The organism is Streptomyces sp. NPDC058195, from assembly GCF_042883525.1.
Classification (GTDB): domain Bacteria; phylum Actinomycetota; class Actinomycetes; order Streptomycetales; family Streptomycetaceae; genus Streptomyces.
Genome location: NZ_JBHVVM010000007.1, coordinates 132,850 through 155,966, shown reverse-complemented (window position 1 = coordinate 155,966; position 23,117 = coordinate 132,850). Strand labels below are relative to the sequence as shown.

At 71.5% G+C, this 23,117-nt stretch carries 22 protein-coding genes; 6 read left to right on the top strand and 16 right to left on the bottom strand.

Annotated features, from left to right (window positions below; genetic code table 11):
* Window positions 1-6: 6 nt before the first annotated feature.
* Genes ACFVWY_RS11660 through ACFVWY_RS11645 form a run of 4 tightly spaced genes read right to left on the bottom strand, consistent with a single transcriptional unit; the run spans window position 7 to window position 5,970 of the window.
* Window positions 7-882, bottom strand: a complete 876-nt coding sequence (locus tag ACFVWY_RS11660) for a carbohydrate ABC transporter permease (RefSeq protein WP_389870035.1) — start codon at window positions 880-882, stop codon at window positions 7-9.
* A complete protein-coding gene (locus ACFVWY_RS11655) occupies window positions 879-1,841 on the bottom strand; it encodes a carbohydrate ABC transporter permease (protein ID WP_389870033.1) in 963 nt (320 codons plus the stop codon). The genes ACFVWY_RS11660 and ACFVWY_RS11655 overlap by 4 nt, the downstream gene beginning before the upstream one ends.
* Window positions 1,838-3,142 (bottom strand): extracellular solute-binding protein, encoded by a 1,305-nt coding sequence (locus ACFVWY_RS11650; RefSeq protein ID WP_389870030.1) that lies wholly within the window; start codon window positions 3,140-3,142, stop codon window positions 1,838-1,840. Before ACFVWY_RS11650 ends, ACFVWY_RS11655 begins: the two co-directional genes overlap by 4 nt.
* Entirely contained in the window at window positions 3,139-5,970 is a 2,832-nt protein-coding gene (locus ACFVWY_RS11645) for a family 78 glycoside hydrolase catalytic domain (RefSeq protein ID WP_389870027.1), read from the bottom strand. The genes ACFVWY_RS11650 and ACFVWY_RS11645 overlap by 4 nt, the downstream gene beginning before the upstream one ends.
* Window positions 5,971-6,284: 314 nt before the next feature.
* Here ACFVWY_RS11645 and ACFVWY_RS11640 point away from each other — a divergent pair, with 314 nt between their 5' ends.
* Entirely contained in the window at window positions 6,285-7,883 is a 1,599-nt protein-coding gene (locus ACFVWY_RS11640) for an alkaline phosphatase D family protein (protein ID WP_389870024.1), read from the top strand.
* Between the two features lie 84 nt (window positions 7,884-7,967).
* On the opposite strand, the gene ACFVWY_RS11635 is transcribed toward ACFVWY_RS11640, so the two are convergent.
* From ACFVWY_RS11635 to ACFVWY_RS11610, 6 genes are all read right to left on the bottom strand, one after another.
* The gene (locus ACFVWY_RS11635) at window positions 7,968-9,338 is read right to left on the bottom strand and encodes a glycoside hydrolase family 6 protein (RefSeq protein WP_389870022.1); all 1,371 of its coding nucleotides are present in this window, start codon (window positions 9,336-9,338) and stop codon (window positions 7,968-7,970) included.
* A gap of 456 nt (window positions 9,339-9,794) precedes the next feature.
* A complete protein-coding gene (locus tag ACFVWY_RS11630) occupies window positions 9,795-9,953 on the bottom strand; it encodes a hypothetical protein (protein ID WP_356481634.1) in 159 nt (52 codons plus the stop codon).
* A gap of 66 nt (window positions 9,954-10,019) precedes the next feature.
* Entirely contained in the window at window positions 10,020-10,970 is a 951-nt protein-coding gene (locus ACFVWY_RS11625) for a cytochrome c oxidase assembly protein (RefSeq protein ID WP_389870018.1), read from the bottom strand.
* A 111-nt stretch (window positions 10,971-11,081) separates the two neighbouring features.
* On the bottom strand, window positions 11,082-12,110 hold the full coding sequence (locus ACFVWY_RS11620; RefSeq protein WP_389870015.1) for a 6-phosphofructokinase: 1,029 nt from the start codon (window positions 12,108-12,110) through the stop codon (window positions 11,082-11,084).
* Between the two features lie 143 nt (window positions 12,111-12,253).
* Complete coding sequence (locus ACFVWY_RS11615) at window positions 12,254-12,982, bottom strand: type 1 glutamine amidotransferase (protein WP_389870012.1); 729 nt, start codon at window positions 12,980-12,982, stop codon at window positions 12,254-12,256.
* A gap of 34 nt (window positions 12,983-13,016) precedes the next feature.
* Window positions 13,017-14,255 carry a MurT ligase domain-containing protein gene (locus ACFVWY_RS11610; protein ID WP_389870010.1) on the bottom strand — a complete coding sequence of 413 codons (1,239 nt, stop codon included), beginning with the start codon at window positions 14,253-14,255 and terminating at the stop codon, window positions 13,017-13,019.
* A gap of 115 nt (window positions 14,256-14,370) precedes the next feature.
* Here ACFVWY_RS11610 and def point away from each other — a divergent pair, with 115 nt between their 5' ends.
* Window positions 14,371-14,916 (top strand): peptide deformylase, encoded by a 546-nt coding sequence (gene def / locus ACFVWY_RS11605; RefSeq protein WP_389870008.1) that lies wholly within the window; start codon window positions 14,371-14,373, stop codon window positions 14,914-14,916.
* Between the two features lie 83 nt (window positions 14,917-14,999).
* Here the strand turns inward: def and ACFVWY_RS11600 are convergent, their stop codons facing one another.
* The gene (locus ACFVWY_RS11600) at window positions 15,000-15,650 is read right to left on the bottom strand and encodes a TetR family transcriptional regulator (RefSeq protein WP_389870005.1); all 651 of its coding nucleotides are present in this window, start codon (window positions 15,648-15,650) and stop codon (window positions 15,000-15,002) included.
* A gap of 173 nt (window positions 15,651-15,823) precedes the next feature.
* Here ACFVWY_RS11600 and ACFVWY_RS11595 point away from each other — a divergent pair, with 173 nt between their 5' ends.
* Complete coding sequence (locus tag ACFVWY_RS11595; protein ID WP_389870003.1) at window positions 15,824-17,050, top strand: acyl-CoA dehydrogenase family protein; 1,227 nt, start codon at window positions 15,824-15,826, stop codon at window positions 17,048-17,050.
* Window positions 17,051-17,138: 88 nt separating this feature from the next.
* Here ACFVWY_RS11595 and ACFVWY_RS11590 read toward each other — a convergent pair whose 3' ends face one another.
* The 3 genes from ACFVWY_RS11590 to ACFVWY_RS11580 all read right to left on the bottom strand — a co-directional run bounded on the left by ACFVWY_RS11590 (window position 17,139) and on the right by ACFVWY_RS11580 (window position 20,197).
* On the bottom strand, window positions 17,139-17,627 hold the full coding sequence (locus ACFVWY_RS11590) for a glutathione peroxidase (protein ID WP_389870000.1): 489 nt from the start codon (window positions 17,625-17,627) through the stop codon (window positions 17,139-17,141).
* Window positions 17,628-17,826: 199 nt separating this feature from the next.
* Window positions 17,827-18,357 carry a GNAT family N-acetyltransferase gene (locus ACFVWY_RS11585; protein WP_389869997.1) on the bottom strand — a complete coding sequence of 177 codons (531 nt, stop codon included), beginning with the start codon at window positions 18,355-18,357 and terminating at the stop codon, window positions 17,827-17,829.
* Window positions 18,358-18,427: 70 nt separating this feature from the next.
* Window positions 18,428-20,197, bottom strand: a complete 1,770-nt coding sequence (locus ACFVWY_RS11580; RefSeq protein ID WP_389869995.1) for a cation:proton antiporter — start codon at window positions 20,195-20,197, stop codon at window positions 18,428-18,430.
* A gap of 232 nt (window positions 20,198-20,429) precedes the next feature.
* Here ACFVWY_RS11580 and ACFVWY_RS11575 point away from each other — a divergent pair, with 232 nt between their 5' ends.
* Window positions 20,430-20,879 carry a DUF6325 family protein gene (locus tag ACFVWY_RS11575; protein WP_389869992.1) on the top strand — a complete coding sequence of 150 codons (450 nt, stop codon included), beginning with the start codon at window positions 20,430-20,432 and terminating at the stop codon, window positions 20,877-20,879.
* A 35-nt stretch (window positions 20,880-20,914) separates the two neighbouring features.
* Window positions 20,915-21,211: an SHOCT domain-containing protein gene (locus ACFVWY_RS11570; RefSeq protein WP_389869989.1), complete on the top strand. Its 297-nt coding sequence runs from the start codon at window positions 20,915-20,917 to the stop codon at window positions 21,209-21,211.
* A 12-nt stretch (window positions 21,212-21,223) separates the two neighbouring features.
* Here ACFVWY_RS11570 and ACFVWY_RS11565 read toward each other — a convergent pair whose 3' ends face one another.
* Window positions 21,224-21,889: a hypothetical protein gene (locus ACFVWY_RS11565; protein WP_389869987.1), complete on the bottom strand. Its 666-nt coding sequence runs from the start codon at window positions 21,887-21,889 to the stop codon at window positions 21,224-21,226.
* Between the two features lie 66 nt (window positions 21,890-21,955).
* Between ACFVWY_RS11565 and ACFVWY_RS11560 the strand changes: the two genes are divergently transcribed.
* Window positions 21,956-22,207, top strand: a complete 252-nt coding sequence (locus tag ACFVWY_RS11560) for a DUF6011 domain-containing protein (protein ID WP_389869985.1) — start codon at window positions 21,956-21,958, stop codon at window positions 22,205-22,207.
* A 15-nt stretch (window positions 22,208-22,222) separates the two neighbouring features.
* Here ACFVWY_RS11560 and ACFVWY_RS11555 read toward each other — a convergent pair whose 3' ends face one another.
* On the bottom strand, window positions 22,223-23,095 hold the full coding sequence (locus ACFVWY_RS11555; protein WP_389869982.1) for an acyl-CoA thioesterase: 873 nt from the start codon (window positions 23,093-23,095) through the stop codon (window positions 22,223-22,225).
* Window positions 23,096-23,117 lie beyond the last annotated feature (22 nt).

Genomic DNA, 23,117 nt, shown 5'->3' with positions numbered 1-23,117 from the left:
TGCTCCTCAGCCCTTGAGGCCGCCCGCGAAGCCCTTGATCACATAGCGCTGGAGGACCACGAAAACGATCAGGACCGGCAGCGCGGCGAGCACCAGCCCGGCGAAGACGAGCCCGTAGTCCGAAACGTACTGCCCGACGAACGCGAAGATGCCCACCGGCACGGTCTCCTTGGCGGAACCGCCCAGATACAGCAGTGGGGTGAAGAAGTCGTTCCATACGAACACCGCGTTCAGGATGATCACGGTGCCGGTGATCGGGCGCAGCAGGGGGAACACGACCCGGGTGAACGCCTGCCGGTGGTTGCAGCCGTCGATCAGCGCGGCCTGCGCGTAGTCCTGCGGCAGGGCGCGGACGAACCCGGTGTACAGGAAGACGGTGAAGGGCAGCTGGATGCCGGTGTAGAAGAGCACCATGCCCTGGTAGGTACCGAGCCAGCCGAGGCCGTCGACCAGTTTGTACAGCGGGATCATGCCCAGCTGGAAGGGCAGCACGATCCCCAGCAGGAACAGGACGTACAGCCCGTAGCCGAGTCCCCGGGCGCAGCGGGCGAGGTAGTACGCGCCGGTGGAGCCGAGGACGATCAGGAGCAGCAGGCTGACGCCGGTGATGACGGTGCTGTTGACCAGGGCGGGCCCCAGCGAGGCGGAGGACCAGGCGTCACCGAAGTTGCCGAGGGTGGGCGGCGAGGGCGGCGACAGCGGCGATTGGGAGATCTGCCGGGGGTCCTTCAGGGCCAGGGTGACCAGGGCGTACACCGGGAACAGGAAGACGACGGCGACGGCGGCCATCAGCAGTTCCAGGGCGTACCGCCCGAAGGGCAGCCCGCGGCGTCCGCGTCCGGGGCGGGACGCCGTCGGGCCGGGGACCGTTGCGGTGTTCATGCGGTGACCTCCCGCGCACGCAGGTAGCGGAGCTGAACCAGCGAGACCGCGGCGACGAACAGGGCGAGGACCAGGGCGACGGCGGTGCTGTAGCCGAACTTTCCGTAGACGAACGCCTCCTTGTACAGGACGGTCGACAGGGTCTCGCTGGAGGTGCCGGGACCGCCGTTGGTGGCGGCGTAGACCTGGTCGAAGAGCTTGAGGCCGCCGATGGTCGACAGCATCAGATTGATCGTCAGCGCCGGGGCCAGCAGCGGCCAGGTGACATAGCGGAAACGCTGCCAGGAGCCCGCGCCGTCGATCCTGGCGGCTTCGTGGAGTTCGGCGGGCACCCCCTGGAGCCCGGCCAGGAAGACCACCATCGAGTAGCCCGCGTACTGCCACACCACCATCGCCGCGACGGACCACAGGGCGAGCGAGGGGTCGCCCAGCCAGTCCTGGCGCAGCGAGCCGAGACCGACCGCGCCGAGGAGGCCGTTGAGACCGGCGCCGTTCTCCGGGTTGTAGATGTACTTCCAGAGGATGGCGACCATGACCGGGCTGACCACGGCCGGCGCGAAGAAGACCAGCCGCAGCACCGCCCGGGACTTGATGCCGGCGTGGACGCCGAGCGCGAGCAGCAGGCCGATGCCGTTCTGGACGACGACCACGGCGACGGTGAGGAGCAGGGTGTTGCCGACCGACTCCAGGGCCCGGCTGTCGTCGAGCAGGGCACGGAAGTTGTCCAGGCCGGTGAAGGAGAAGCCGCCGATCCCCGACCAGTCGGTGAAGGCGTACATGACCCCGGCGAGGCTCGGGTACAGCACGACGACGGCGTAGACGACGAGCGCGGGGGCGACGAAGAGCCATGGCGGCACGGTGTGGTCGCGGTGGCGTACGGTCCGGCCGCCGCCGGTGCGCGGGCCGGAACCGCCCCGCCCCGGCGCGTCGGGGACGGTCTGTTCGGAGGTGCTCGTCACGACTTCTTCCCGTATGCCTCGTCCATCTGGCCCAGCGCCCCGTCGATGTCCTTCTTGCCCGCGAGGAGGTCCTGCACGGCGGCGAAATGGGCGGGCTGCACCTCGGCGTTGGGCCAGCTCTGGTCCATGAACGGCACCGCCCGGCTGTCGTCGATGACGGGCAGGAAGCCATCGAGAGCGGGGTCGGTCTTCGTGGTGGCGCCGCGCTTGAAGGGGATGGCCGCCACGGCCTGTGCCCAGCGGTCGATGTTCTCCTGCTTCCCGAGGAACTCGACGAACTCCTTCGCCCCGTCCTTGCGGGACCGCGCCGAGACTCCGAGCCCCACGACGATGCCCGCCGGGATCCACAGCTTTTCGGGGTCGTCCCCGCCGGGGAAGGGGAACATCCCCAGATCCTCCGGCTCGCGCGCCGCCTGACGGAAGCCGGCCAGCACGGCGGACACCTGCACGGCCATCGCGGCCCGGCCGCTCGCGACCATCGAGGTCTGCTGCTCGTACGTCGTGCCGTTGGGGTTCTCGTTGAAGAAGCCCCGGCGCTGGAGTTCCTGGTACTTGCCCAGTGCGTCGGCCCACCCGGAGCCGCGGAAGTGCGCCTTGCCGGAGGCCATGTCGGCGTCGAAGCCGGGATTCTGCGCGTAGACGGCGTTGGGCACCAGGGCGTAGGTGATCAGCTGGGTGACCCAGGGGGTCTGCGTGCCGAGCGCGATCGGGATGATGCCCTCGGCCTTCAGCCTGGCGCAGACGTCGAGGAGCTCGCCCCAGGTCTTCGGGGGCTCGACGCCGGCTCTGGCGAAGGCCTTCTTGTTGTAGATGGCCCCGATGACACTGCTGCCCGCCGAGAAGAGATACGTTTTGTCACGGTACTGGTACGCCGGATGGAAGTTCTCCGGGACCTCCTTCGTCCAGGACTGCTCGCTCAGGTCGGCCAGCAGTCCGGCCCTGGCCAGCTCGGTCATGGACATGGCGCTGCCACTGCCGGGATAGAGCACGTGCACGTCGGGGGCGTTGCCCCCGGCGAGCTGGGTGCGCAGCACCGTCTGCACCTGGTCGGTAGGGGCGAAGGACGTGGCGAACGCGGAGTCCGGGCGGGCCGTGCGGTAGCGGGCGATCAGCTCCTCCACCGGCTTCTGCTGATCGGCGACGCCCACGACGCGGACCTTGCCGGAACCGCCACCGGATTGCGAGCAGGCCGTCAGTGCGGACGGCAGGGCGGCGAGCGCGGCCACCCCGCCGCCGATCCGGAGGAATCCCCGGCGGCCGACCGTGCTCCGGTCCGGCCGGAAGCGAGAACCCGTCGTCATGGTGTGTCCTCCTGGTACGAGCCTGATGCGCGTCGGCCGGGGGCGGGCGACGGCGGCGGCCGGTGGGCCCCGGGTGTTCCGGAGCGGCCCTCGGCCGGGGGATGGGCGGCGGTGAAGCGGTAGGAGCCCGAGGACACGCGGTAGATCACGTGGCCTGGCGCGGCCGAGACCCGGGTGAGGTGGGGGTCGTCGGGGCCCGGTACCAGCCCCGACTCACGGACCGAACCGGGGTCGGTGGTCGGCAGGTGCACCTCGGCGGTGGCCCCGGGCGGTACCGTGACGCGCAGGGCGATCAGACCGTCGCTGCGCTCCCAGGTCACGGTGATGGTGCCGCGCACCGATTCGTGACGGGCGCTCGCGTGGCGCAGACCGCCGGGGCGCGGCCTGATCCGCAGTGTGCGGTACCCCGTGGAGTCCGGTGTCTGGTCCAGGCCCGCGACCCCCCGGTACAGCCACTCGCCGATGGAGCCGAGCGCGTAGTGGTTGAAGGAGTTCATCGACGGCGCCCGGAAGCCGGCGCCGGGCGTCCAGCCGTCCCACCGCTCCCAGATGGTGGTGGCGCCGTGGCGCAGCGGGAACCGCCACGACGGCACCTCCTCGCGCAGCAGCAGCGCGTGGGCGAGGTCGGACCGGCCGTGGGCGTCGAGGACGGGGGCGGCGAGCGCCACACCGAGGAAGCCGGTCAGCAGGGCGGGCCCGGCCGACTCGACGAGCTCGGCGAGACGGCGGGCGGCACCGGCGGCCTGCCGGGCGGGCAGCAGCTCGAAGGCGAGCGCGAGAAGGTACCCGGTCTGGGTGTCGCCCGCGATCCGCACGACCGGCTCTTCGCCCGTTTCCTCGCGGGCCGTGACGAAGCGTTCGGCGAACGTACGGCGGATGTCCTCGGCCAGCCGGTGGTAGCGCCGTTCCCGCTCCCGGCGGCCCAGCGCCCCGGCGGCCCTGGCGGTGATCCGGGCGCTGTGCGCGAAGTACGCGGTGGCCACGACCTCGCGCGGGGTGGGCGTGCCGGGGGCGAGCCAGTCCGAGAAGTGCGGGCCCACCCGGTGGCGCCAGACCAGGTCCGGATTGTGGCGGTGCACCAGATCGACCCAGGCGCACATGGAGTCCAGGGACCGGGCGAGGAAGCGGGGGTCGTCGTAGCTGCGGTACAGGTGCCACGGGATGATCACCCCCGCGTCGGCCCAGCCGGGCGCGCCCTCGTCGGCCACCCCCGCCAGACGCGGGGCCACGTTGGGGAAGCCGCCGTCCGGGGTGCGGGCGTCCTCGATGTCGCGCAGCCACTTGGTGAAGAACGCGGCGACGTCCGCGTTGAGCGCGGCGGTCGGGAGGAAGACCTGCGCGTCGGCCAGCCAGCCGAGCCGCTCGTCACGCTGCGGACAGTCCGTGGGCACACTGACGAAATTCGAGCGCTGGCCCCAGGCCACGCAGTCGTGCAGCTGCCGCAGTCCCGCGTCCGAGCAGTCGAACTCCCCGGCCCACGGAGTGTCACTGTGCAGGACCACGGCCACGACGTCCGGTTCGGCCAGCTCCGTGAGGCCGCTGATCTCCGCGTACCGGAAGCCGTGGTAGGTGAAGCGCGGTTCGAACACGATGTGCTCGCGCCCGTCCCCGACGAGCACGTCGGTCGCGGCGGCGGTGCGCAGATTGGCCGTGTACAGCTGCCCGGCGCCGTCCAGCACCTCGGCGTGCCGGATCACCACGCGGGCGCCCGGGGCGAGATGACGGATGGTCAGGCGTAAGCGTCCGGCGAGGTTCTGGCCGAAGTCGACGATGTGGACACCGGTGGAGTGACGTTTCACCGAGCGGGGGCGCAGCTCGCCCGTTGCCCGCACCGGTTCGTCGGCGGCGGCCACGAGCGGCCCGTGGCCGGTGTCGGTGACCCGGGCGGGCGGCCAGTGGGAGTCGTCGAAGCCGGGCAGCTCCCAGCCCTCGGCGGCGTGCCGCAGATCGTGGCACTCGCCCATCAGCAGATCGGCGTGGCGGATCGTTCCTGTGGCGGTGCGCCAGCTCGCGTCGGTGGCGATCACGGTGCTGTCGCCGTCCGCCCCGGTCAGCCGGAGCTCGGCCAGGAACTGCGGGAACGAGCCGTAGTGGGCCCCGGCCCGGCGCGGCTCGAACCCCACGAAGCCGCTCCACCAGCCGTCGGCCACGGTGGCCGCGAGGACGTTCTCGCCCTCCCGCAGCAACGCGGTGACGTCGTACGTCTGGTACTGGACGCGGTGGTGGTAGTCCGTCCAGCCGGGGGCCAGCTCGGCGTCGCCGACCCGCTCCCCGTTGAGCCGCAGCTCGTACAGGCCACGCGCACTGACATGGACACGGGCACGGGCCCCGGCCGGGGCGGTGAAGGACCGGCGCAGCAGGGGGCAGGGGGTGAGTCCGTGGTCGTCGAGCGCGAACTCGCCCTCGGTAGGCGCGTCCATGACATCGACCGGACGCGGGCCCTGGCCGATCCACACCGCGTGCCACCGGTCGGCGGGCATGAAGCCGGTCTCGAACCACGAATCGGCCTCGGCGGGAGCGCCTCGATCCGCCGGCCACACCGAGACCCGCCAGTGGAAGCGGGTGAGGCCCGCGAGCACCGGCCCCGCGTAGCCGACCGCCGTCGCGCCGGGGTCCGCCACCCGTCCCGTGTCCCAGAGGAGTTGACCGCCGCCGTCCAGATCCTCGGCGCGCCCGGCGACCTGGACCCGGTAGGCGACCGGGTCGTCGCCCCGGAGGTCGGAGGCCAGACGCCAGGAGAGCCGGGGCGCGGGCTCGTCGATCCCCAGCGGGGTGGCGCGGTGCTCGCAGCGCAGCGCGTACGGCCGCAGCCTCCGGACACCGGACACGAGCACGTCCTTCCGTCGCACCGAATTTCCCGATGTGAAATCTAACGTTAATTCTGTGGCGTGGAGACTATGAGCAGGTCCAAGGGGTGTCAAGAGTGTCGCCCGGCTGTCGTCGGCCGCCTCGGAAATGGTCGATGTATCCCCAACTAAGCACCTGTGAACGGCAAAATGACCATGAGTCGGTAGTCTTGTGGCGCATGATTCCCCTGTGATATTCACGCTGTGATTACCACATGGACGGGCGTGAAATCACGCGCCGATCCCACCTCGTACCGGGCGGAATTCCGTTCGACGAAGGGACGAGATTCATGCAAATGAACAGTGGGTCAGGTGGTACCGGAGTGCTCGGAAGACGAATGATGCTCGGCGGCACCGTCGGCATGGCCCTCGCCGCGGCCGGGCTGTCGGCGAGCCGGGCCTGGGGCGACAGCAGCTTCCGCGAGAATCCGTTCGCTCTGGGGGTGGCGTCCGGCGATCCCTGGCCGGACGGAGTCGTGCTGTGGACCCGGCTGGCCCCCCAGCCCCTCGCACCCGACGGGAACGGGGGCATGCCGCCGTACGCCGTCGAGGTGCGGTGGGAGGTCGCCAAGGACGACCGCTTCCGCCACGTCGTACGCCGTGGACGGACCCGCGCGGTGCCCGAGCTCGCCCACTCCGTCCATGTCGAGGTCTCCGGGCTCCAGCCGGGCCGTCACTACTACTACCGCTTCCAGGCCGGTGGTGTGCTCAGCCCCGTCGGCCGCACCCGCACCGCGCCCCCGCCGAACAGCCTGCCCAAGGGGGTCGACTTCGCCTTCGTCTCCTGCCAGGCGTGGTTCGAGGGCTTCTACACCGCCTACCGCCACCTCGCCGAGGAGGACGTCGACCTCGTCCTGCACCTGGGCGACTACATCTACGAGAACGCCATCGACGCCATGGGCGGCGTACGCAAGGTCCCGGTCGACGCGGAACTGCGCCCCGAGCCGATGAACCTCGTCCAGTACCGCAACCGTCACGCCCTGCACCGCTTCGACCCCGACCTGATCGCCGCCCACCAGGCCCATCCCTTCGCCCTGGTCTGGGACGACCACGAGGTCGAGGACAACTGGGCGGGCGACAAGTCCAAGACCGACAGCGAGCCCGACCAGGACCCGGCGGTCTTCCGCCAGCGCGCCGCGGCCGCCTTCCAGGCGTACTACGAGCATCTGCCGCTGCGGCTCCCGAACAAGCCGCACGGTTTCCAGGCCCGGATGTACCGCCGTCTGCGCTACGGGCGGATGGCCACCTTCCATGTCCTCGACACCCGGCTCTTCCGCGACGACCAGCCCTGCGGCGACGGCACCAAGAGCGGCTGCGACGAACGGCTGACCCCCGGCCGCACCATCCTCGGCCCCGAGCAGGAGCAGTGGCTCTACCGCGGCCTCGGCCGCTCCGACACCACGTGGAACATGATCTCGCAGCAGATCCCGGTGACCCAGGTCGACACCGATCCGGGCCCCGGCCAGTCCTTCGTGATGGACTTCTGGGACGGATACGTGGACGCCCGCCGACGCCTGTTCAAGGAGCTCACCGACCGCGAGGTGAGCAACCCCGTGGTCCTCACCGGGGACATGCACCGTCACCTCGCCGCCAACCTCAAGCAGGACTTCGACGACCCCGGATCGCCCACTCTCGGCGTCGAATTCGTCGGCTCGTCCATCTCCACCACCAAGGACGGAATGGACCTCGACCCCTCCGGCGCGAAACTGCTCGCGGCCAACGAGCACATCGAGTTCACCAACTTCCAGCGCGGTTACGTACGCTGCTCACTGACCCGGGAGCGGTGCCGAGCCGACTTCCGGGTCCTCCCGTACGTCACCACGCCCGGCGCCCCCGTCTCGACCCGGACCTCCTATGTGACCGAGTCCGGCCACCCCGGGCTCCAGCAGGCCTGACACGGCGCGACCGCCCCCTGCCGGAAGGGCGGCAGGGGGCGGCTGTGTCCGGGCGGGCCCGTCACCGCCCGGAGGCGGCGGGCGTCAGGCGCCCTGGCCGTTCAGCGGCGGGTAGGCGTTGCGCAGCAGCTCCTGGAACTGCGCGGAGAACCAGTGCCCCGCCAGCGGAGCGCCCGGCAGGGCCCCCGACGGGTTGTAGCCGTTGCGGCCGTTCCCGGTGTACGTCGGGTCGCACATCCGGTCGAAGCCCTTGCCCTCGTCGTTGTCGACGGGCTGGCTGTTGCCGTCCGACTCGCCCGGCGGCTTCGCCCAGACGTAGGCGTCGATGCCCGGTTCGGGGGCGGCGGTCGGCCGTTCGCCGATGCCCGCGCCACTCTGGTTGCACCAGTTGCCGGCGTGGATGCGCCGGTCCACCCGGCCGCCGTCGACATAGGCGTCCACACTGGTCTGCGGCCCCGCCGCGCCGGGCCGGGCGGAGCCACCCCAGCCGTTGCGCGCCGTGTCGACCAGCATGCCGATGTCCGGGGCGAATCCCTGCCGTACCAGCTCGGTGCGGAGCGCCTGCGCGAACGACAGCTCGTCGACGTAGTAATTCCAGTCCACCCACTTCGACTGGCGCACCGTCGTCCCGTTCACGGCGTCGGTGACCTTGAAATAGGGCTCTTTCAGGGACGAGTAGTTGGCCGTATTGACGATGAATCCGTGTACGTCGGAGACGGCCGCCCCCTCCGTGGCAGCCGCCTTCCTGAATTCCTGCGCGGCGGGTACGAAGTTGGAGTCCCAGCCCAGCCAGCCGTGATGAGCGGCGTCCACGTAGTTGTAGACGTTGGGGATCGCGCCCAGGGTGTGCAGGGCGTAGCCGACCCCCTTCTCGTAGTTGCCGTTCGCCTTCATGGTCGCGCAGGCGGCGGTGGAGCCGTCCGAACCGCCGGCGTTGGTCACCAGGTTCGGCAGTGAGTCCGGTTCGATGAGGGCGACGATGCGCAGGCTCGCGTAGGCGGGGTCGGCGAGAATGCTGGCGATGGGGTCGATGTACTCGTTCTTGTACCGGTCGATCTCGGTGGCGCCGAGCTCGCCGTTGGAGGCCAGCGCGGCGCAGTCCCGCCCCGGCAGGTCGTAGATGACCACCTGGAAGAGGTCGGCGCCCTGTGCCAGCGCCGTGTCGAGGTGGGCGCGCAGTCCGCGTGCGCCCGAGGTGCCCGCGATGGCCGCGATGCGGTCCATCCAGACGAACGAGGGCTCGTCGGCGATGACGCTGCCGCCCGGTTCGGCGGAGGCCCTGGCGGACCAGTCGGGATTCACGTACGCGGTGGCCCCCGCGTAGGGGTTGTCCACCCGGGCGGCGGCCGAGGCCGGCGCGGGGAGGGTGACCGTCAGCGCCGCGCCCAGGGCGAGGGCGCAGAGCGCGGCGGACCTTCGGTGGGCTCGGTGCGAGGTGGTACCTGTCCTTCTCATGGCGGCTCCGTGATTCGCTCGGGTGCCAGCGGGAGGTCGGCCCGCGGGCCTCGGGGATGGTGCCGTACGGAGGCAGCGGCTCGGGGCGCGCTGCCCGCACCGGGTTCCGGGGAGGGGGAACCCGGCGTTCAGGAGTGCTCCCGAGGACGGTCGTCCGGCCGTCGCTGTGTGCGAGTCTTGACTGTGGGAGCGCTCCCAAGGTGACGCGGTGATGCGCACCTGTCAAGAGTTGAAGCGCGGCCGCTTCGGTGGTGAAGGCCGGACGGGCACCGGTGTGCCCGGGAAAGCCGCAGGTCGCGAGCGGTGTGTCCAGAACCGGAGAAGAGCGTTCGGTCCGTGGTGCGCCGCACGGGCCCGCGAAACGCCCGAAGCCCCCTTCATCGATGGATGAAGGGGGCTTCGGACCTGCCCGGCGGGGTCAGAGGCCGGACACGACCCGGGAAAGGGGACGCGGCCTCAGGACTCGCGTGTCGCCGCCATCCCCAGGGTGATCAGGCCGAGCACCACCCACCCGAACCAGAGCCAGCCGCTGCTGCCCAGAGCCACCGTGTAGGCGGTGACCATGACCAGGGCCGCCAGCGTGAGTACTCCCATGGCCTTCGTGGATCCGGACATGCCCGCACCCTCCTCATCGGCTGTGTGGCCGTGGAGGCCATCGTCACCCCTGAGGCGTGCCCGGCGCTACCGCCCGCGTGCCTGCAATGAGGCGAGATACGCGTTGTACGCCTCAAGCTCCTGGTCACCGTCCCGGTCGGCCGCCCGGTCGGAGCGCTTCGCCATCCGTTGCTCGGAGTGGTACCACTGGTAGACCAGCGCGATCAGCACCAGCACCGACGGGATCTCGCTGAAGGCCCAGGCGATTCCGCCGGCCCAGCTCTGATCACTCAGGGGATCGATGCCCAGCGAGGCCGGCGGGTGCTGGTACGTCCCCACCATCGGCGTCGACGCCATCATCAGCGCGATCCCGAAGAACGCGTGGAACGGCATTCCCGCGAACAGCTCCAGCATCCGCATCACGTAGCCCGGCCGGTGCGGACCCGGGTCGACGCCCATGATCGGCCAGAAGAACACCAGGCCGACCGCGAGGAAGTGCACCATCATCGCGATGTGGCCGGTCTTCGATCCCATCAGGAAGTCGAAGAGGGGGGTGAAGTACAGCGCGTACAGGCTCGCGATGAACATCGGAATCGTGAAGGCCGGGTGCGTGATCACCCGCATGTACCGGCTGTGCAGCAGCTTGAGCAGCAGCTCGCGCGGACCCGTCCGGCCGCGGCCCGCGACCGGCAGCGCGCGCAGGGCCAGCGTCACCGGGGCACCCAGCAGCAGCAGGATCGGCGACAGCATGCTGATCACCATGTGCTGCACCATGTGCACGCTGAACATGACCATGCCGTAGTCGTTGAGCTTGGTGCACATCACCAGGGCGATGCTCAGCACACCCACGACGAAGAAGGCGGTCCGGCTGATCGGCCAGCTGTCTCCACGTCTGCGCAGGCGCAGTACGGCGTACGCGTACAGGCCGATGGCGAGGACGCAGCTGATGAGGAAGAAGGGGTCCGCGGAGAACGCGAGTCCCCGCCCCAGCGTGAACGGCGGCAGGCCCATGTCCATGCCGTGCCCGCTGTGATCCATCTGTTCACTCCCGCCGGGGGCTTCCCCGATTCGTGCCGGTTGTCCCGACCAGAGTAGAACTGCCCCCGGCCGCGGTCGCGGCCGGGGGCAGTCCAGTGGACCGGGTCTCGCTCAGAGCACGCACTCCGCCTCGGCGTACCGCTCGGCCGGGACGGTCTTCAGTGATTCCACGGCCTCGCTCAGCGGCACCATGACGATGTCCGTGCCGCGCAGCGCCGTCATCATGCCGAACTCGCCGCGGTGCGCCGCCTCCACCGCGTGCCAGCCGAACCGGGTGGCGAGCACCCGGTCGTAGGCGGTCGGCGTGCCGCCGCGCTGGACGTGGCCGAGTATCACCGGGCGGGCCTCCTTGCCGAGCCGCTGCTCCAGCTCGCTGGAGAGCCGGGTGGCCATGCCGGCGAACCGCTCGTGCCCGTAGACGTCCTTGCTGCCCTGCTCGATCTCCATGGACGAGCCCGCGCGGGGCTTGGCGCCCTCCGCGACGACCACGATCGCGAACTTCTTCCCCGCCGTGAAACGCGCGCCGACCACCTTGGCCAGCTCTTCTATGTCGAAGGGGCGCTCCGGCACGACGATGGCGTGCGCACCGGCCGCCATGCCCGAGTGCAGCGCGATCCAGCCGGTGTGGCGGCCCATGACCTCCACGATCAGCACCCGCTGGTGCGATTCGGCGGTCGTCTTGAGCCGGTCGAGCGCCTCCGTCGCGACTCCCACAGCGGTGTCGAAACCGAAGGTCACGTCGGTGGAGGCTATGTCGTTGTCGATGGTCTTCGGGACACCGACGATCGGCAGGCCCGCCTCGGAGAGCAGACTGGCCGCCTTGAGGGTGCCCTCGCCGCCGATCGGGATGATCGCGTCGAGGCCGAGGTCGGCGACATGGCCCCGGGCCCGCTCGACACCGCCGCGCAGATGGGCGGGCTGGACCCGGGAGGAGCCGAGGATCGTGCCGCCGCTGGCGAGAATGCCACCCACCGCGTCGAGGTCAAGCTTGCGGTAGTCGCACTCCAGCAGGCCCTTCCACCCGTCGTGGAAGCCGATGACCTCGTCGCCGTGGTCGACCACCGCGCGATGCACGACGGAGCGGATGACGGCGTTGAGGCCGGGGCAGTCGCCGCCGGAGGTGAGCACACCAATTCGCATTGCCCGGGAAACCTTTGCAACGTGGGCCGACGACCGGACCCCGTCGTCCGGCTGGTTCCCCGCCACCCTACCGGCGTGGGGTGGCGGGACCGAACCAGGCGTCCACCTGCTGGGATTCGCTCAGACGAGCGAATTACGCCTCATCAGGCGGGCTGTGTCGCGGACGCGATGCGCTCGCTGCGCAGCGCCTCGTACCAGCGGTCGTCCGTCGGCGGGAGCGCGTTGACATCGAGGGCCAGCTTCAGCAGCAGGTCCGCGATCTGCGGGTTGCGCGCCATCACCGGACCGTGCATGTACGTACCGAAGACGGTGTCGTTGTACGCGCCCTCGGTGCCGTCGCCGGTGCCGTTGCCCCGGCCGAACTGCACCCGGGCGAACGGCCGCGCCGTCGGGCCGAGGTGGGTGACGCCCTGGTGGTTCTCGAAGCCCGTCAGTGGCGGGAGTCCGAGCCGGGGGTCGATGTCGGCCAGTACGTCACCGACGCACCGGGCCCCCTCGCCGCGGGTGGAGACCACGTCGAGCAGCCCGAGACCGGGCTCGCGCTCGCCGAGATCGTTGATGAACTCGTGGCCGAGGATCTGGTAGCCCGCGCAGACCGAGAAGATGATCGCGCCGTTCGACGCGGCCCGGCTGAGCCCGCCGTCCCGGCGCAGCCGCTCCGCGGCCAGACGCTGCGGCCGGTCCTCACCGCCACCGATCAGATAGATGTCACCGGACGTCGGGACCGGCTGGTCGCTGCGCACGTCGACGCGCTGCACGTCGAGACCGCGCTGCCGGGCCCGGCGCTCCACCACCAGCGCGTTGCCCTGGTCGCCGTAGGTGCTGAGGAGGTCGGGGTAGACCCAGACCAGGCGCAGACCGTTGTTGCTCATGCTTCGTCCTCTCCGGAGATGGCCGGGCCCGGGGTCAGTTGCCGACACGACGGCGCAGGTCCTGGAAGGCGGTGTAGTTGGCGATGACCTCGATACGGCCGGGCGGGGCCTGCTGCACGGCCTCGTCCAGGGTCTCGCAGACCCGGAAGTCGAGCCCGGCCACTTCGAGGCGGACCGCCAGGTCCAGCTTGCGGTCACCGAGCACGAAGATCGGGTGTCCGGCGAGCTGGGGGTAGTCCACGTCCCACAGCCAGGAGGTGTCCGTGCCGTCGGCGCCGCGCGCGTTGACGGAGAGGATCACCGGCGTGGGCGGCGGGTCGATCAGTGAGAACGTCTCCAGCCAGCCCGCCGGGTTCTTCGCCAGCAGCAGCCGCAGCTCGCGGCCGAGGAAGGACACCACGTCGTACCGGCCCGCGACCGCCTGTACCTGGTACATGCGCTCCAGCGCGACCTGCGGCGGCACACCGAAGACGGCGGCCACGGCGGCGGAGCTGGTGGCGTTGGCCTTGTTGGCGCGGCCCGGCAGCTGGAGGTGGATCGGCCAGGCCGAACCGTGCGGGTCCAGGACGTAGTCGCCGTGCAGTACCCAGCTCGGGGCGGGCCTGCGGAATCCGCACTCGCCGCAGAACCAGTCATCGCCGGGGCGCTGCATCACACCGCCGCAGGCGGGGCAGGACCAGGCGTCGTCCTTCCACGCCTGACCCGCCGCCACCCACACCACATTGGGGGAGGAGGAGGCGGCCCAGACGATCAGCGGGTCGTCGGCGTTGGCCACGATCACGGCCTTCGAGCCGGACAGCCCCTCGCGCCACTTCTCCGCCAGCATCCGGGTCTCCGCCGCGCGGTCCAGCTGGTCGCGCGAGAGGTTGAGCAGCGCGATCACCTTGGGCGTCGTGTCCCGGGCGACCCCGGCGAGGTACTTCTCGTCGACCTCGATCACGCCGTACTGCGCGTCCGAGCCGCCCGCCAGCGCCGAGGTGATGCCCGCGGGCATGTTCGCGCCGAGCGCGTTCGACACGACCGGGCCCGCGGCCCGCAGGGCCTCGGCGATCAGCCGGGTCGTCGTCGTCTTGCCGTTCGTCGCCGACACGAGGATCACGTCCAGGTGCTGCGCCAGCCGCCCCAGCAGGTCGGGGTCGAGCTTGAGCGCCACCCGGCCGCCGATCACCGATCCGCTGCCGCGCCCCGCGGCGCGTGACACCGCCGCCGCGGCTTTGCCCGCCGTCACGGCCAGCTTGGCCCGTGGCGACAGCGGCTCCGTGTTGCCTGCCATCGTCCTAGATCCTCCTTGCATCGGTCCGCGGTCCAGCCTATCGATGTCCGGCGCGAAGGCCGCACCCTGGCACCGCCGCGAGGCCCGGGGCCCCGCGGAACGTACGATCGTGGGCATGCGAAACCGCCCGATCCCCGGTAGTTCCGGACTGATTCGTGCCATGAGCCTGCTCGGTGATCCGGTGCTGCACCAGGCCTGCGAACCCGTCACGGACTTCGGCCCCTCGCTCGCCCGGCTCGTCGAGGACATGTACGCCACCATGTACGCGGCCGAGGGAGTCGGCCTCGCGGCCAACCAGATCGGCGTCGCGCTGCGGGTGTTCGTCTACGACTGTCCGGACGACGACGATGTCCGCCACCTCGGCCACCTGGTCAACCCGAGGCTCGTCGAGGCCGACGGCGTCACCGTACGCGGCCCGGAGGGGTGCCTCTCGCTGCCCGGCATCGAGGCGGGCACCGAGCGGTTCGACCGGGCCGTCGTCGAGGGCGTCACGATGACCGGCGAACCGGTCCGGGTCACCGGCAGCGGCTTCTTCGCGCGCTGCCTCCAGCATGAGTGCGATCACCTCGAAGGCGCCGTCTACACCGACCGGTTGACCGGGCTGCGCCGCCGCAGGGCGCTGCGCGCGGCCGGCCGGGCGCCCTGGGCGCGTACCGGCTGACGGTCCGCGCCGGCGGGGGCGGCAGGGGGCCGGGGCGACGCGGGGCCGCGGTGTCCGGGGCGTGGTGCGCGGCGTGCGGGGATTCAGAAGCCCGGGCCGCCCGCCCGGTCGGCGACCGCGGCCAGTCTGCCCCACAGCAGATCGGCCAGGCTGCGGACCAACTGTTCACGGGAGCAGGGGCGTTCCCCCAGCCACCAGTCGCCCGCGGCGTGCATCATGCCGACGATGCCGTGGCCCCAGATGCGGGCCATGGCCTCGCTGTCCGGTCCCAGGTCCACCCGCTCGGCTATCACCAGGGCGAGCTCCTCGCCGAGTCTGCGCAGCAGCGGCGCCGAGTGCCGTCCGACGTCGAAACCGTGTTCCGCCGAGGGGGCCGCGTCGTCGGACGGGTGCATCAGGAAGCGGTAGACCTGCGGGCGGGCCTCGATGGCCGCGAGATAGGTGTCGAGCGTCGACTCGACGCGCCGACGGCGCTCGGAGGGGGCGTCGAGCGCGGCGCGCAGAGCGATCAGCAGGGCGTCGGTGTGGCGCTTGGCGAGCGCGCGGTAGAGGCCGCCCTTGTCCCCGAAGTGCCGGTAGAGGATGGGCTTGGTGATGCCCGCCTCCGCCGCGATGGCGTTCATCGAGGCGCCGGGGCCGTCCCTGAGCACCACGCGGTCGGCGGCCTCAAGCAGCTCGCGGCGTCGATTCTCGGCCGCCGTCCGCTGGCGCTCTGCCTGTCGTGTGCTCTCCATGCCGTCTCTCCCCGCCCCTGGCCGTGCACCTGCGTTCTGCCTGCGCAACGTAACACTCCGCCCAGCTCGGCGCGGATCCGGACCAGGGCGGTTGACAGAGGCTACTTGTCGGTAACAGACTGCTGTTACCGCAAGTAACGAGTGGTTTTTCACCGTAGTACGTGGAGGGGAAGATGGCGGAGTTCACGCTCGAACTCAACGACGACCAGAAGCAGGTGCGTGACTGGCTTCACGGTTTCGCCGCGGACGTGATCCGTCCGGCGGCCTCGGAATGGGACGAGCGCGAGGAAACGCCCTGGCCCGTCATCCAGGAAGCGGCCAAGGTCGGCATCTACTCCCTCGACTTCTACGCCCAGCAGTTCTTCGACCCGACGGGGCTCGGCATCCCGATGGCGATGGAGGAGCTCTTCTGGGGGGACGCGGGCATCGCCCTGTCCATCGTCGGCACGGGCCTGGCGGCCGTGGGCGTCCTCGCCAACGGCACCGAGGAGCAGATCGGCACCTGGATACCGCAGATGTACGGCGACGCCGAGGACGTCAAGGTCGCGGCCTTCTGCTCCTCCGAGCCGGACGCGGGCTCCGACGTCGCCTCGATGCGCACCCGCGCGGTGTACGACGGGGCCAAGGACGAATGGGTGCTGAACGGCACCAAGACCTGGGCGACCAACGGCGGCATCGCCAACGTCCACGTGGTCGTCGCCGTGGTCGACGCGGAGCTCGGCTCCAAGGGCCACGCCTCCTTCATCGTGCCGCCGGGCACCCCCGGCCTGTCCCAGGGCCAGAAGTTCAAGAAGCACGGCATCCGCGCCTCGCACACCGCCGAGGTCGTCCTGGAGGACGTGCGGGTGCCCGGCCACTGCCTGCTGGGCGGGAAGGAGAAGCTCGACGAGCGCCTGGCACGGGCCCGCGAGCGCGCCGCGACCGGCGGGGAGCGGGTGAAGAACGCCGCCATGGCCACCTTCGAGGCGTCCCGCCCGGCGGTCGGCGCGATGGCGGTCGGCACCGCCCGCGCCGCGTACGAAGTGGCGCTGGACTACGCGAAGACCCGCACCCAGTTCGGCCGCCCGATCATCGACAACCAGGGCGTCGCCTTCCAGCTCGCCGATATGCGCACGCAGATCGACGCGGCCCGGCTGCTGGTCTGGCGCGCCTCCTGGATGGCGACCACCGGCAAGCCCTTCACCTCGGCCGAAGGCTCCATGTCCAAGCTGTACGCCAGCGAGACGGCCAAGAAGGTCACCGCCCAGGCCATCCAGATCCTCGGCGGCAACGGCTTCACCCGGGAGTACCCGGTGGAACGGATGCACCGCGACGCGGCGATCTACACCATCTTCGAGGGCACCAGCGAGATCCAGCGCCTGGTCATCGCCCGCACCCTCTCGGGCATGCCGATCCGCTGACCGCGCGCGGCACCCTTCGCGACGGGCGCCCCGGCCGCCGGGCGGGACCGGACCTCCGGACCCGCCCGGCGGCCGGGCGTGCGGTGTGTCAGGCCGGGAGCTGTGCCTCGATGGCCGCGACGAGTTCCGGAGCCTCAGGATCCGTGCCCGGACGCAGCCGCGCGACCGGCAGCCCGGCCGGGGAGATGAGGAACTTCTCGAAGTTCCACTGGACGTCACCGGCCTCGCCGTCCGCGTCGGCCAGCTGCGTCAGCTGTGCGTAGAGCGGGTGGCGGTCCTCACCGTTCACCTCGGTCTTCTCCAGCAGCGGGAAGGTGACGCCGTACGTCGTCGAGCAGAAGGTCCCGATCTCCTCCGCCGTGCCCGGCTCCTGGCCCGCGAACTGGTTGCACGGCACGCCGAGCACGGTGAACCCGCGCCCGGCGTAGGCCTTCTGGAGCCGTTCCAGGCCCGCGTACTGCGGAGTGAGCCCGCACTGGGACGCGACGTTCACCAGCAGGACCGCCTGGCCGTTGTAGTCGGCCAGGGAGGTGGGCTCGCCGGTGAGGGTGCGCAGGGGAATGTCGTGCAGCGTCATGGGGTCTCCTCATAGGTATGGCTACCGTGTCCATTGTCACGTCCCGGAACCGCCCGCCGGAAGCGGGCCGTCCGGCCGCCGCACCGCTCGCACGCCGCCCGCCTGCGCCTTCCCGGCCCGGGTGCCCCGATGGGACGACCTCGACGGGCGACCAGGAACATGCACCGGACTACCGTTCCCCGTACGGCAGTCCGAAGTTTCAGAGCCGTACCGGGGCGATCGTCTTGTAGTAGAGCGTCGTCGGCCGCAGTGCCCCGGCAGGATCCGCGGCGTACTCCGGGATCGAGCCGCACTCCGTCCAGCCTGCCGACCGGTAGAGCCGCTCGGCCGGACTTCCGCTCTCGGTGTCCAGGACCAGCAGCGAGACTCCCGTGTCGGCGGCCGACCTCTCGACCGCGTCCAGCAGCGCCCGGCCCAGCCCCTGGCCACGGACCGAGGAACGCACCATCAGCTTGGTCACCTCCGCGCGGTGGCGGGCGTTGGGCAGGGTGGCCCGTGCCAGGCTGATGGTCCCGGCGATCCGTTCGCCGTCGCGGGCGATCCAGATCCGCAACGGGCCGTACTCGACGCTCCGGGCCAGCTCCCTCCACCACGCGGCGGCTGCCTCCCGGTCCAGCGGCGCGAGGAAGCCCACCGACGCTCCGGCCGCCACGGCGTCGACCAGGAGCGCGGCCAGCTCATCGGCGTAGGTGATCAGTTCGGGGCCGCTCACGGGAACGATCTCGGTCATGTGCGGGGGCCTTTCGCGGGAGTCGGGTTCACGGGCGGGAACATCGTCCCCGCCCGTCCCGCGGCGGTCTTCACGCGGTACCGGGTACGGGCGGGGGAGCCAGGAGCACGGCGGTGTCGCCCGGCCGGGCTCTCGGCGCGTGGCTCCGGGTGACCGGGACGAGCCGTCCGTCCGCGCGGATGACGAACAGCACCTCGTGTCCGGCCGGGACACCTCCGTCGGCCCGCCGCGCCAGCACCCGGGCCCCGGCCGCGTACCGGCGGGCCAGCTCCGGTCCGGTCAGACCGGGACGGAACAGCGGCTCGCCCCCGGTGTACGGCGCCACCACCCCCTGATCGCCCACGGCGGGCGCGAGCCGGTGCACCGGGCCCTCGACACTCTCCCGCAGGGTCATCGCGGCCAGCGCGTTGAAGTCGTCCTCGCCGGTGAGCAGCAGCACGCCGGTGATGCCCTCCAGCTCCGCCCCCGTACCGGAGGCCGCCGCGAGCAGTTCGCCCGGGGCCAGCGGCAGCCCGGCCGCCCCGATCCGCTCCCGCTGCCGTCCGGCACCCGCCCACATCAGCACGTCCAGCCCTGCCGAGCGCAGCGCCAGTCCCAGATCGAGCGCCCAGGGCTCACCGCCGACCAGCAGCGGCCGGGAACGCGAGGGGCGCAGCACCCCGAGCCACCGGGCGACCGGGAACGCCGTCAGGCCGTACAGCGTGACGGTGGCGACGATCACCACGAACGTCGCGGGAAGAATCCGCTCGGCACCATCGACGCCCCGCGCCACCAGGGTGGCCGAGAAGGTGGCGGCGGTCGCCGCGGCGACGATGCCGCGCGGTGCCATCCACCCGATGAACCACCGCTCCCCGCCGCGCACCTCGGTCCCGGCCGTCGACATCAGTGCCACGAGCGGACGCACGATCAGTACCAGGAAGCCGGCCAGCGCGAGTGAGGGCAGCACCACGTGCCGCAGCGAGGCAGGGGTGACCGTGGCCGAGATCGAGACGAACAGCAGACCGATGGTCAGCGAGACCAGCGTGTCGAGGAACGGACGCCGGGCCGGGAGGTCCAGCCCCGGCAGATTGGCCATGGCCACCCCCATCACGATCGCGGAGATCAGTCCGGTGTCCTCACGGATCGCGTCGCACGCGGCCGCGATCCCGACCACCGCGGCGATCTGCGCCGACGCCGCCAGCTCCTCGGTGAGCCGGACCTTGCGCAGCAGCAGCCACAGCAGACCGGCCCCGATCGCCCCGCCCACCGCTCCGACCGCCGCACTGGCCGAGAACTGTTCCAGCTGGCTTCCGAAGCCCTTCAGTTCACCGGCCGCGACGGCATGGAAGACCAGCGCCCCCAGAATGCCTCCGACCGGGTCGATCAGTGCCCCCTCCCAGACGAGCACCCGCTGCACCCGCTCGGAGGGCCGTACGAAATGGAGCAGCGGCCCCACGACGGTCGGCCCCGACACCACGAGGACCGCCCCCAGCATCACCGCCGCACCCCGGGACATGTCCAGTACCGGTACGGCGAACAGCGCGGCGGACAGCCAGGTGACGAGCGTCCCCAGCCAGAGCAGCCGCACCACCACGCGCCGCGTGCCACCCCCCAGCCGCCCCAGCTCCAGACCGAGCCCCGCCTCGTACAGGATCACCGCCACCGCGAGGGAGACCAGCGGGGAGAACGCCCCGCCGAGCAGTTCGTCCGGATGGACGGTGTCCGTCAGCGCGCCCGCGACGAAGCCGGCCGGAAGCAGGACCAGCAGCGCGGGCACCCGCAGCCGGCTCGCCAGCACCTGGGAGCCGACCGCGAGTACCACGATCAGACCCGCCCCCACCATGACCTGATCGGCCGTCATGCCCGTTCCTCCTTGGAAGCGCAGGCGCGATCATCGCCGTCCCCCGGCACCGGTGCCGGGCGCGGCTCGCACCGCTCGGCCATCGGGAGGACCCGCCGTCCCTCCGACGGAGCAGCCGGCCCGGTCCGGTCCGGCCCCCGACCGAGATGCGCCCCGTCCCGCCCGCTGTTCCAATGGCCAGGGCACAGGCCCCGGGCCCGACCCGGGGCGGTCGAGACTCCAAGGAGCCGGTGTGAGCAGCGAGACCGACGAGACGGGGCCGGTCGACTACCTGGTGGTCGAGTTCCCGGGGAACCGGATGACGGGCGAGGGGCTTCCCCTGCTGGTCGATCTGGTCGACCGGGGCATCATCCGCATTCTGGACCTGGTCTTCGTGAGGAAGGACCGGGACGGGACGGTCACGGGGGTCGAGCTCTCCGAGCTGACCGGCGACGGCCACGACGACCTGGCCGTCTTCGAGGGAGCCTCCTCCGGGCTGGTGGGCCGGGACGACATCGACGAGGTGGGCGCCGTCCTCGAACCGGGCAGCGCCGCCGGGATCGTCATCTACGAGAACGTGTGGGCCGGGCCGTTCGCCGCCGCCCTGCGCCGCGGCGGTGGCCGCATCGTCGCGGGCGGGCGCATCCCGATCCAGGAGGTCCTGGCCTCGCTCGACGCAGCCGAGGCCGCAGCCAGGGCCTGAGCCGCCCCGCAGAGCCAGTCAGAGGAGAACGCACCATGCCAGGTCTGCTTCGCGGCATCGCCCGTACCGCGGTGATCGCCGGAACCGCCACCTCCGTCTCCAACCGGGTCTCCCGGCGCCAGGAGGGCCGCTGGGCCCAGCAGGACGCGCTGCGGGCCCAGGAGGCAGGCCTTCCGGCACCGCCGCCGTCCCCCGCTCCCACCACCCTCGCGCCGGAGGAGGAGATGAGCACCAAGATCGCCCAGCTCAAGGAGCTCGGCGACCTCAAGAGCCGGGGAGTGCTGAGCCCGAGCGAGTTCGAGGCCCAGAAGGCCCGCATCCTCGCCCCCTGACCGGCCCCGCGCTCAGTCCTTCCTGTCGTCCCAGGGCGTGCCCAGCCAGCCGTCGAAGGAGCGGAGCAGCGCGCTCAGCGTCGCCGCGAGCCGCCAGTCGACCCACGGCGCGTGCACATGGACCTCGTCGTCGTCCGAGAAGAACTCCAGCGGCACCTCCCGGCCCGCCCGCCAGATGACGCGCCGGGGCCCGCGCGCCACATCGCCCCCGCCGCTCAGCAGGCTCCCCACCCCGATCGCCACCTGGACGGGGAACAGCAGCCACCACACGTACCACCAGAAGATCCGGCCCTTGAAGCCGACCGCCTCCGGGCAGCCCTCCTGCGCGACCGTCCAGCGGGTCCGCAGCCCCTTGCCGTGAAGGGCCTTCTCGCGGACCAGGGTGCCGATCAGCTCGCCCCGCGCGCCCAGCACCCGGTACGTCGCGACGCCGTCGGCCGCGGCCTCGGTGACCAGGGTGGCCAGCCGGGCCCCGCGCTCGGGGCCGGCCCACAGCACGAAGGACCGCGCGCCCGTCTTGCGGGCCGCCAGGTACGCGGGTATCCCGCCCTCCGGAAGCTCGCGCTCCACGTGGGCCACGACCCGGGACGGACCACCGGGCGCGTCGGACAGCTCGACGACATGACCGGCCGGCCCCGTCACCCCCGTGGCAGGCTTCATCGTCAGCACGCTGCTCACCCGTCAACTCCTCCGTCATGTGCTCGGACGTCGCACAGTAGACGGGCGGCCTGAGAAGATCGATTCGTGGAATCCGCCGAGTCCCTCCCCGAGCCCCTCCCCGGATCCGTCCCCGGAGCCCCGACCGGGGACGCACCGGACGAAACCGCCGCCCGGCGACGGGTGGTGCGCTGCCGCATGTGCGGCCGTCCGCTCACCGGCACGGCGTCCCGTCGCACCGGCCTCGGCCCCTCCTGCGACGCCAAACTCCACCCGGCGCCCCCGGACATCCGCACCCGCCGCCACGAGGTCGAACAGGACCCGCTGCCCGGCGTCTGAACCGGGCGCGAGGCCCTACGCGCCGAGTCGGCGGAACAGCCCCTCCTGCACCACGGACACCAGCAGGTTGCCGCCACGGTCGTAGATCCGGCCGCGCGCCAGCCCCCGCCCGCCCGTGGCGACCGGCGACTCCTGGTCGTACAGGAACCACTCATCGGCCCGGAACGGCCGATGGAACCACATGGCGTGGTCCAGGGAGGCCATGTCGAAGCCGCGCGGCCCCCACAGCGGCTCCACCGGGATGCGGACCGCGTCGAGCAGGGTCATGTCGCTGGCGTACGTCAGCGCGCAGGTGTGCACCAGCGGATCGTCGCCCAGCGGACCGACCGCGCGCATCCACACCGCGCTGCGCGGGTCGGCGTCCTTGACCTCCTCCTTCGTCCAGCGCAGCCGGTCGGCGTACCGGATGTCGAACGGCTGCCGCCGGGCCATCCGCTCCAGAGCCTCCGGCAGCGCGCCCAGGTGCTCACGGACCTCGTCGGCGACGGTCGGCAGCCCCTCCGGATCCGGGACCTCGCGGGACGGCGGCAGCTGGTGCTCGAATCCCGCCTCCTCCGGACGGTGGAAGGACGCCGTCAGATTGAAGATCGTCCGGCCCTGCTGGATCGCCGTGACCCGGCGGGTGGTGAACGACCGGCCGTCCCGGACGCGCTCCACCTGGTACACGATCGGCACCCCCGGCCGCCCCGGCCGCAGGAAGTACGCGTGCAGCGAATGGACCGGCCGGCCGCCGTCGGTGGTGCGGCCCGCCGCGACCAGCGCCTGCCCGGCGACCTGTCCGCCGAAGACCCGTTGCAGTGACTCGTGGGGGCTGCGCCCCCGGAAGATGTCCACCTCGATGCGCTCCAGGTCGAGGAGATCGACCAGGCGCTCCGCGGGATTCGTCATACGGTTCCCCTCCGCTTCCGCT

Bases quoted from the DNA above. Each gene is read 5' to 3' on its own strand.
- ACFVWY_RS11660 (WP_389870035.1), bottom strand. From the start codon at position 882: ATGAACACCGCAACGGTCCCCGGCCCGACGGCGTCCCGCCCCGGACGC.
- ACFVWY_RS11650 (WP_389870030.1), bottom strand. From the start codon at position 3,142: ATGACGACGGGTTCTCGCTTCCGGCCGGACCGGAGCACGGTCGGCCGC.
- ACFVWY_RS11640 (WP_389870024.1), top strand. From the start codon at position 6,285: ATGAACAGTGGGTCAGGTGGTACCGGAGTGCTCGGAAGACGAATGATG.
- ACFVWY_RS11635 (WP_389870022.1), bottom strand. From the start codon at position 9,338: ATGAGAAGGACAGGTACCACCTCGCACCGAGCCCACCGAAGGTCCGCC.
- ACFVWY_RS11630 (WP_356481634.1), bottom strand. From the start codon at position 9,953: ATGTCCGGATCCACGAAGGCCATGGGAGTACTCACGCTGGCGGCCCTG.
- ACFVWY_RS11625 (WP_389870018.1), bottom strand. From the start codon at position 10,970: ATGGATCACAGCGGGCACGGCATGGACATGGGCCTGCCGCCGTTCACG.
- ACFVWY_RS11620 (WP_389870015.1), bottom strand. From the start codon at position 12,110: ATGCGAATTGGTGTGCTCACCTCCGGCGGCGACTGCCCCGGCCTCAAC.
- ACFVWY_RS11615 (WP_389870012.1), bottom strand. From the start codon at position 12,982: ATGAGCAACAACGGTCTGCGCCTGGTCTGGGTCTACCCCGACCTCCTC.
- ACFVWY_RS11610 (WP_389870010.1), bottom strand. From the start codon at position 14,255: ATGGCAGGCAACACGGAGCCGCTGTCGCCACGGGCCAAGCTGGCCGTG.
- def (WP_389870008.1), top strand. From the start codon at position 14,371: ATGCGAAACCGCCCGATCCCCGGTAGTTCCGGACTGATTCGTGCCATG.
- ACFVWY_RS11600 (WP_389870005.1), bottom strand. From the start codon at position 15,650: ATGGAGAGCACACGACAGGCAGAGCGCCAGCGGACGGCGGCCGAGAAT.
- ACFVWY_RS11595 (WP_389870003.1), top strand. From the start codon at position 15,824: ATGGCGGAGTTCACGCTCGAACTCAACGACGACCAGAAGCAGGTGCGT.
- ACFVWY_RS11590 (WP_389870000.1), bottom strand. From the start codon at position 17,627: ATGACGCTGCACGACATTCCCCTGCGCACCCTCACCGGCGAGCCCACC.
- ACFVWY_RS11585 (WP_389869997.1), bottom strand. From the start codon at position 18,357: ATGACCGAGATCGTTCCCGTGAGCGGCCCCGAACTGATCACCTACGCC.
- ACFVWY_RS11580 (WP_389869995.1), bottom strand. From the start codon at position 20,197: ATGACGGCCGATCAGGTCATGGTGGGGGCGGGTCTGATCGTGGTACTC.
- ACFVWY_RS11570 (WP_389869989.1), top strand. From the start codon at position 20,915: ATGCCAGGTCTGCTTCGCGGCATCGCCCGTACCGCGGTGATCGCCGGA.
- ACFVWY_RS11555 (WP_389869982.1), bottom strand. From the start codon at position 23,095: ATGACGAATCCCGCGGAGCGCCTGGTCGATCTCCTCGACCTGGAGCGC.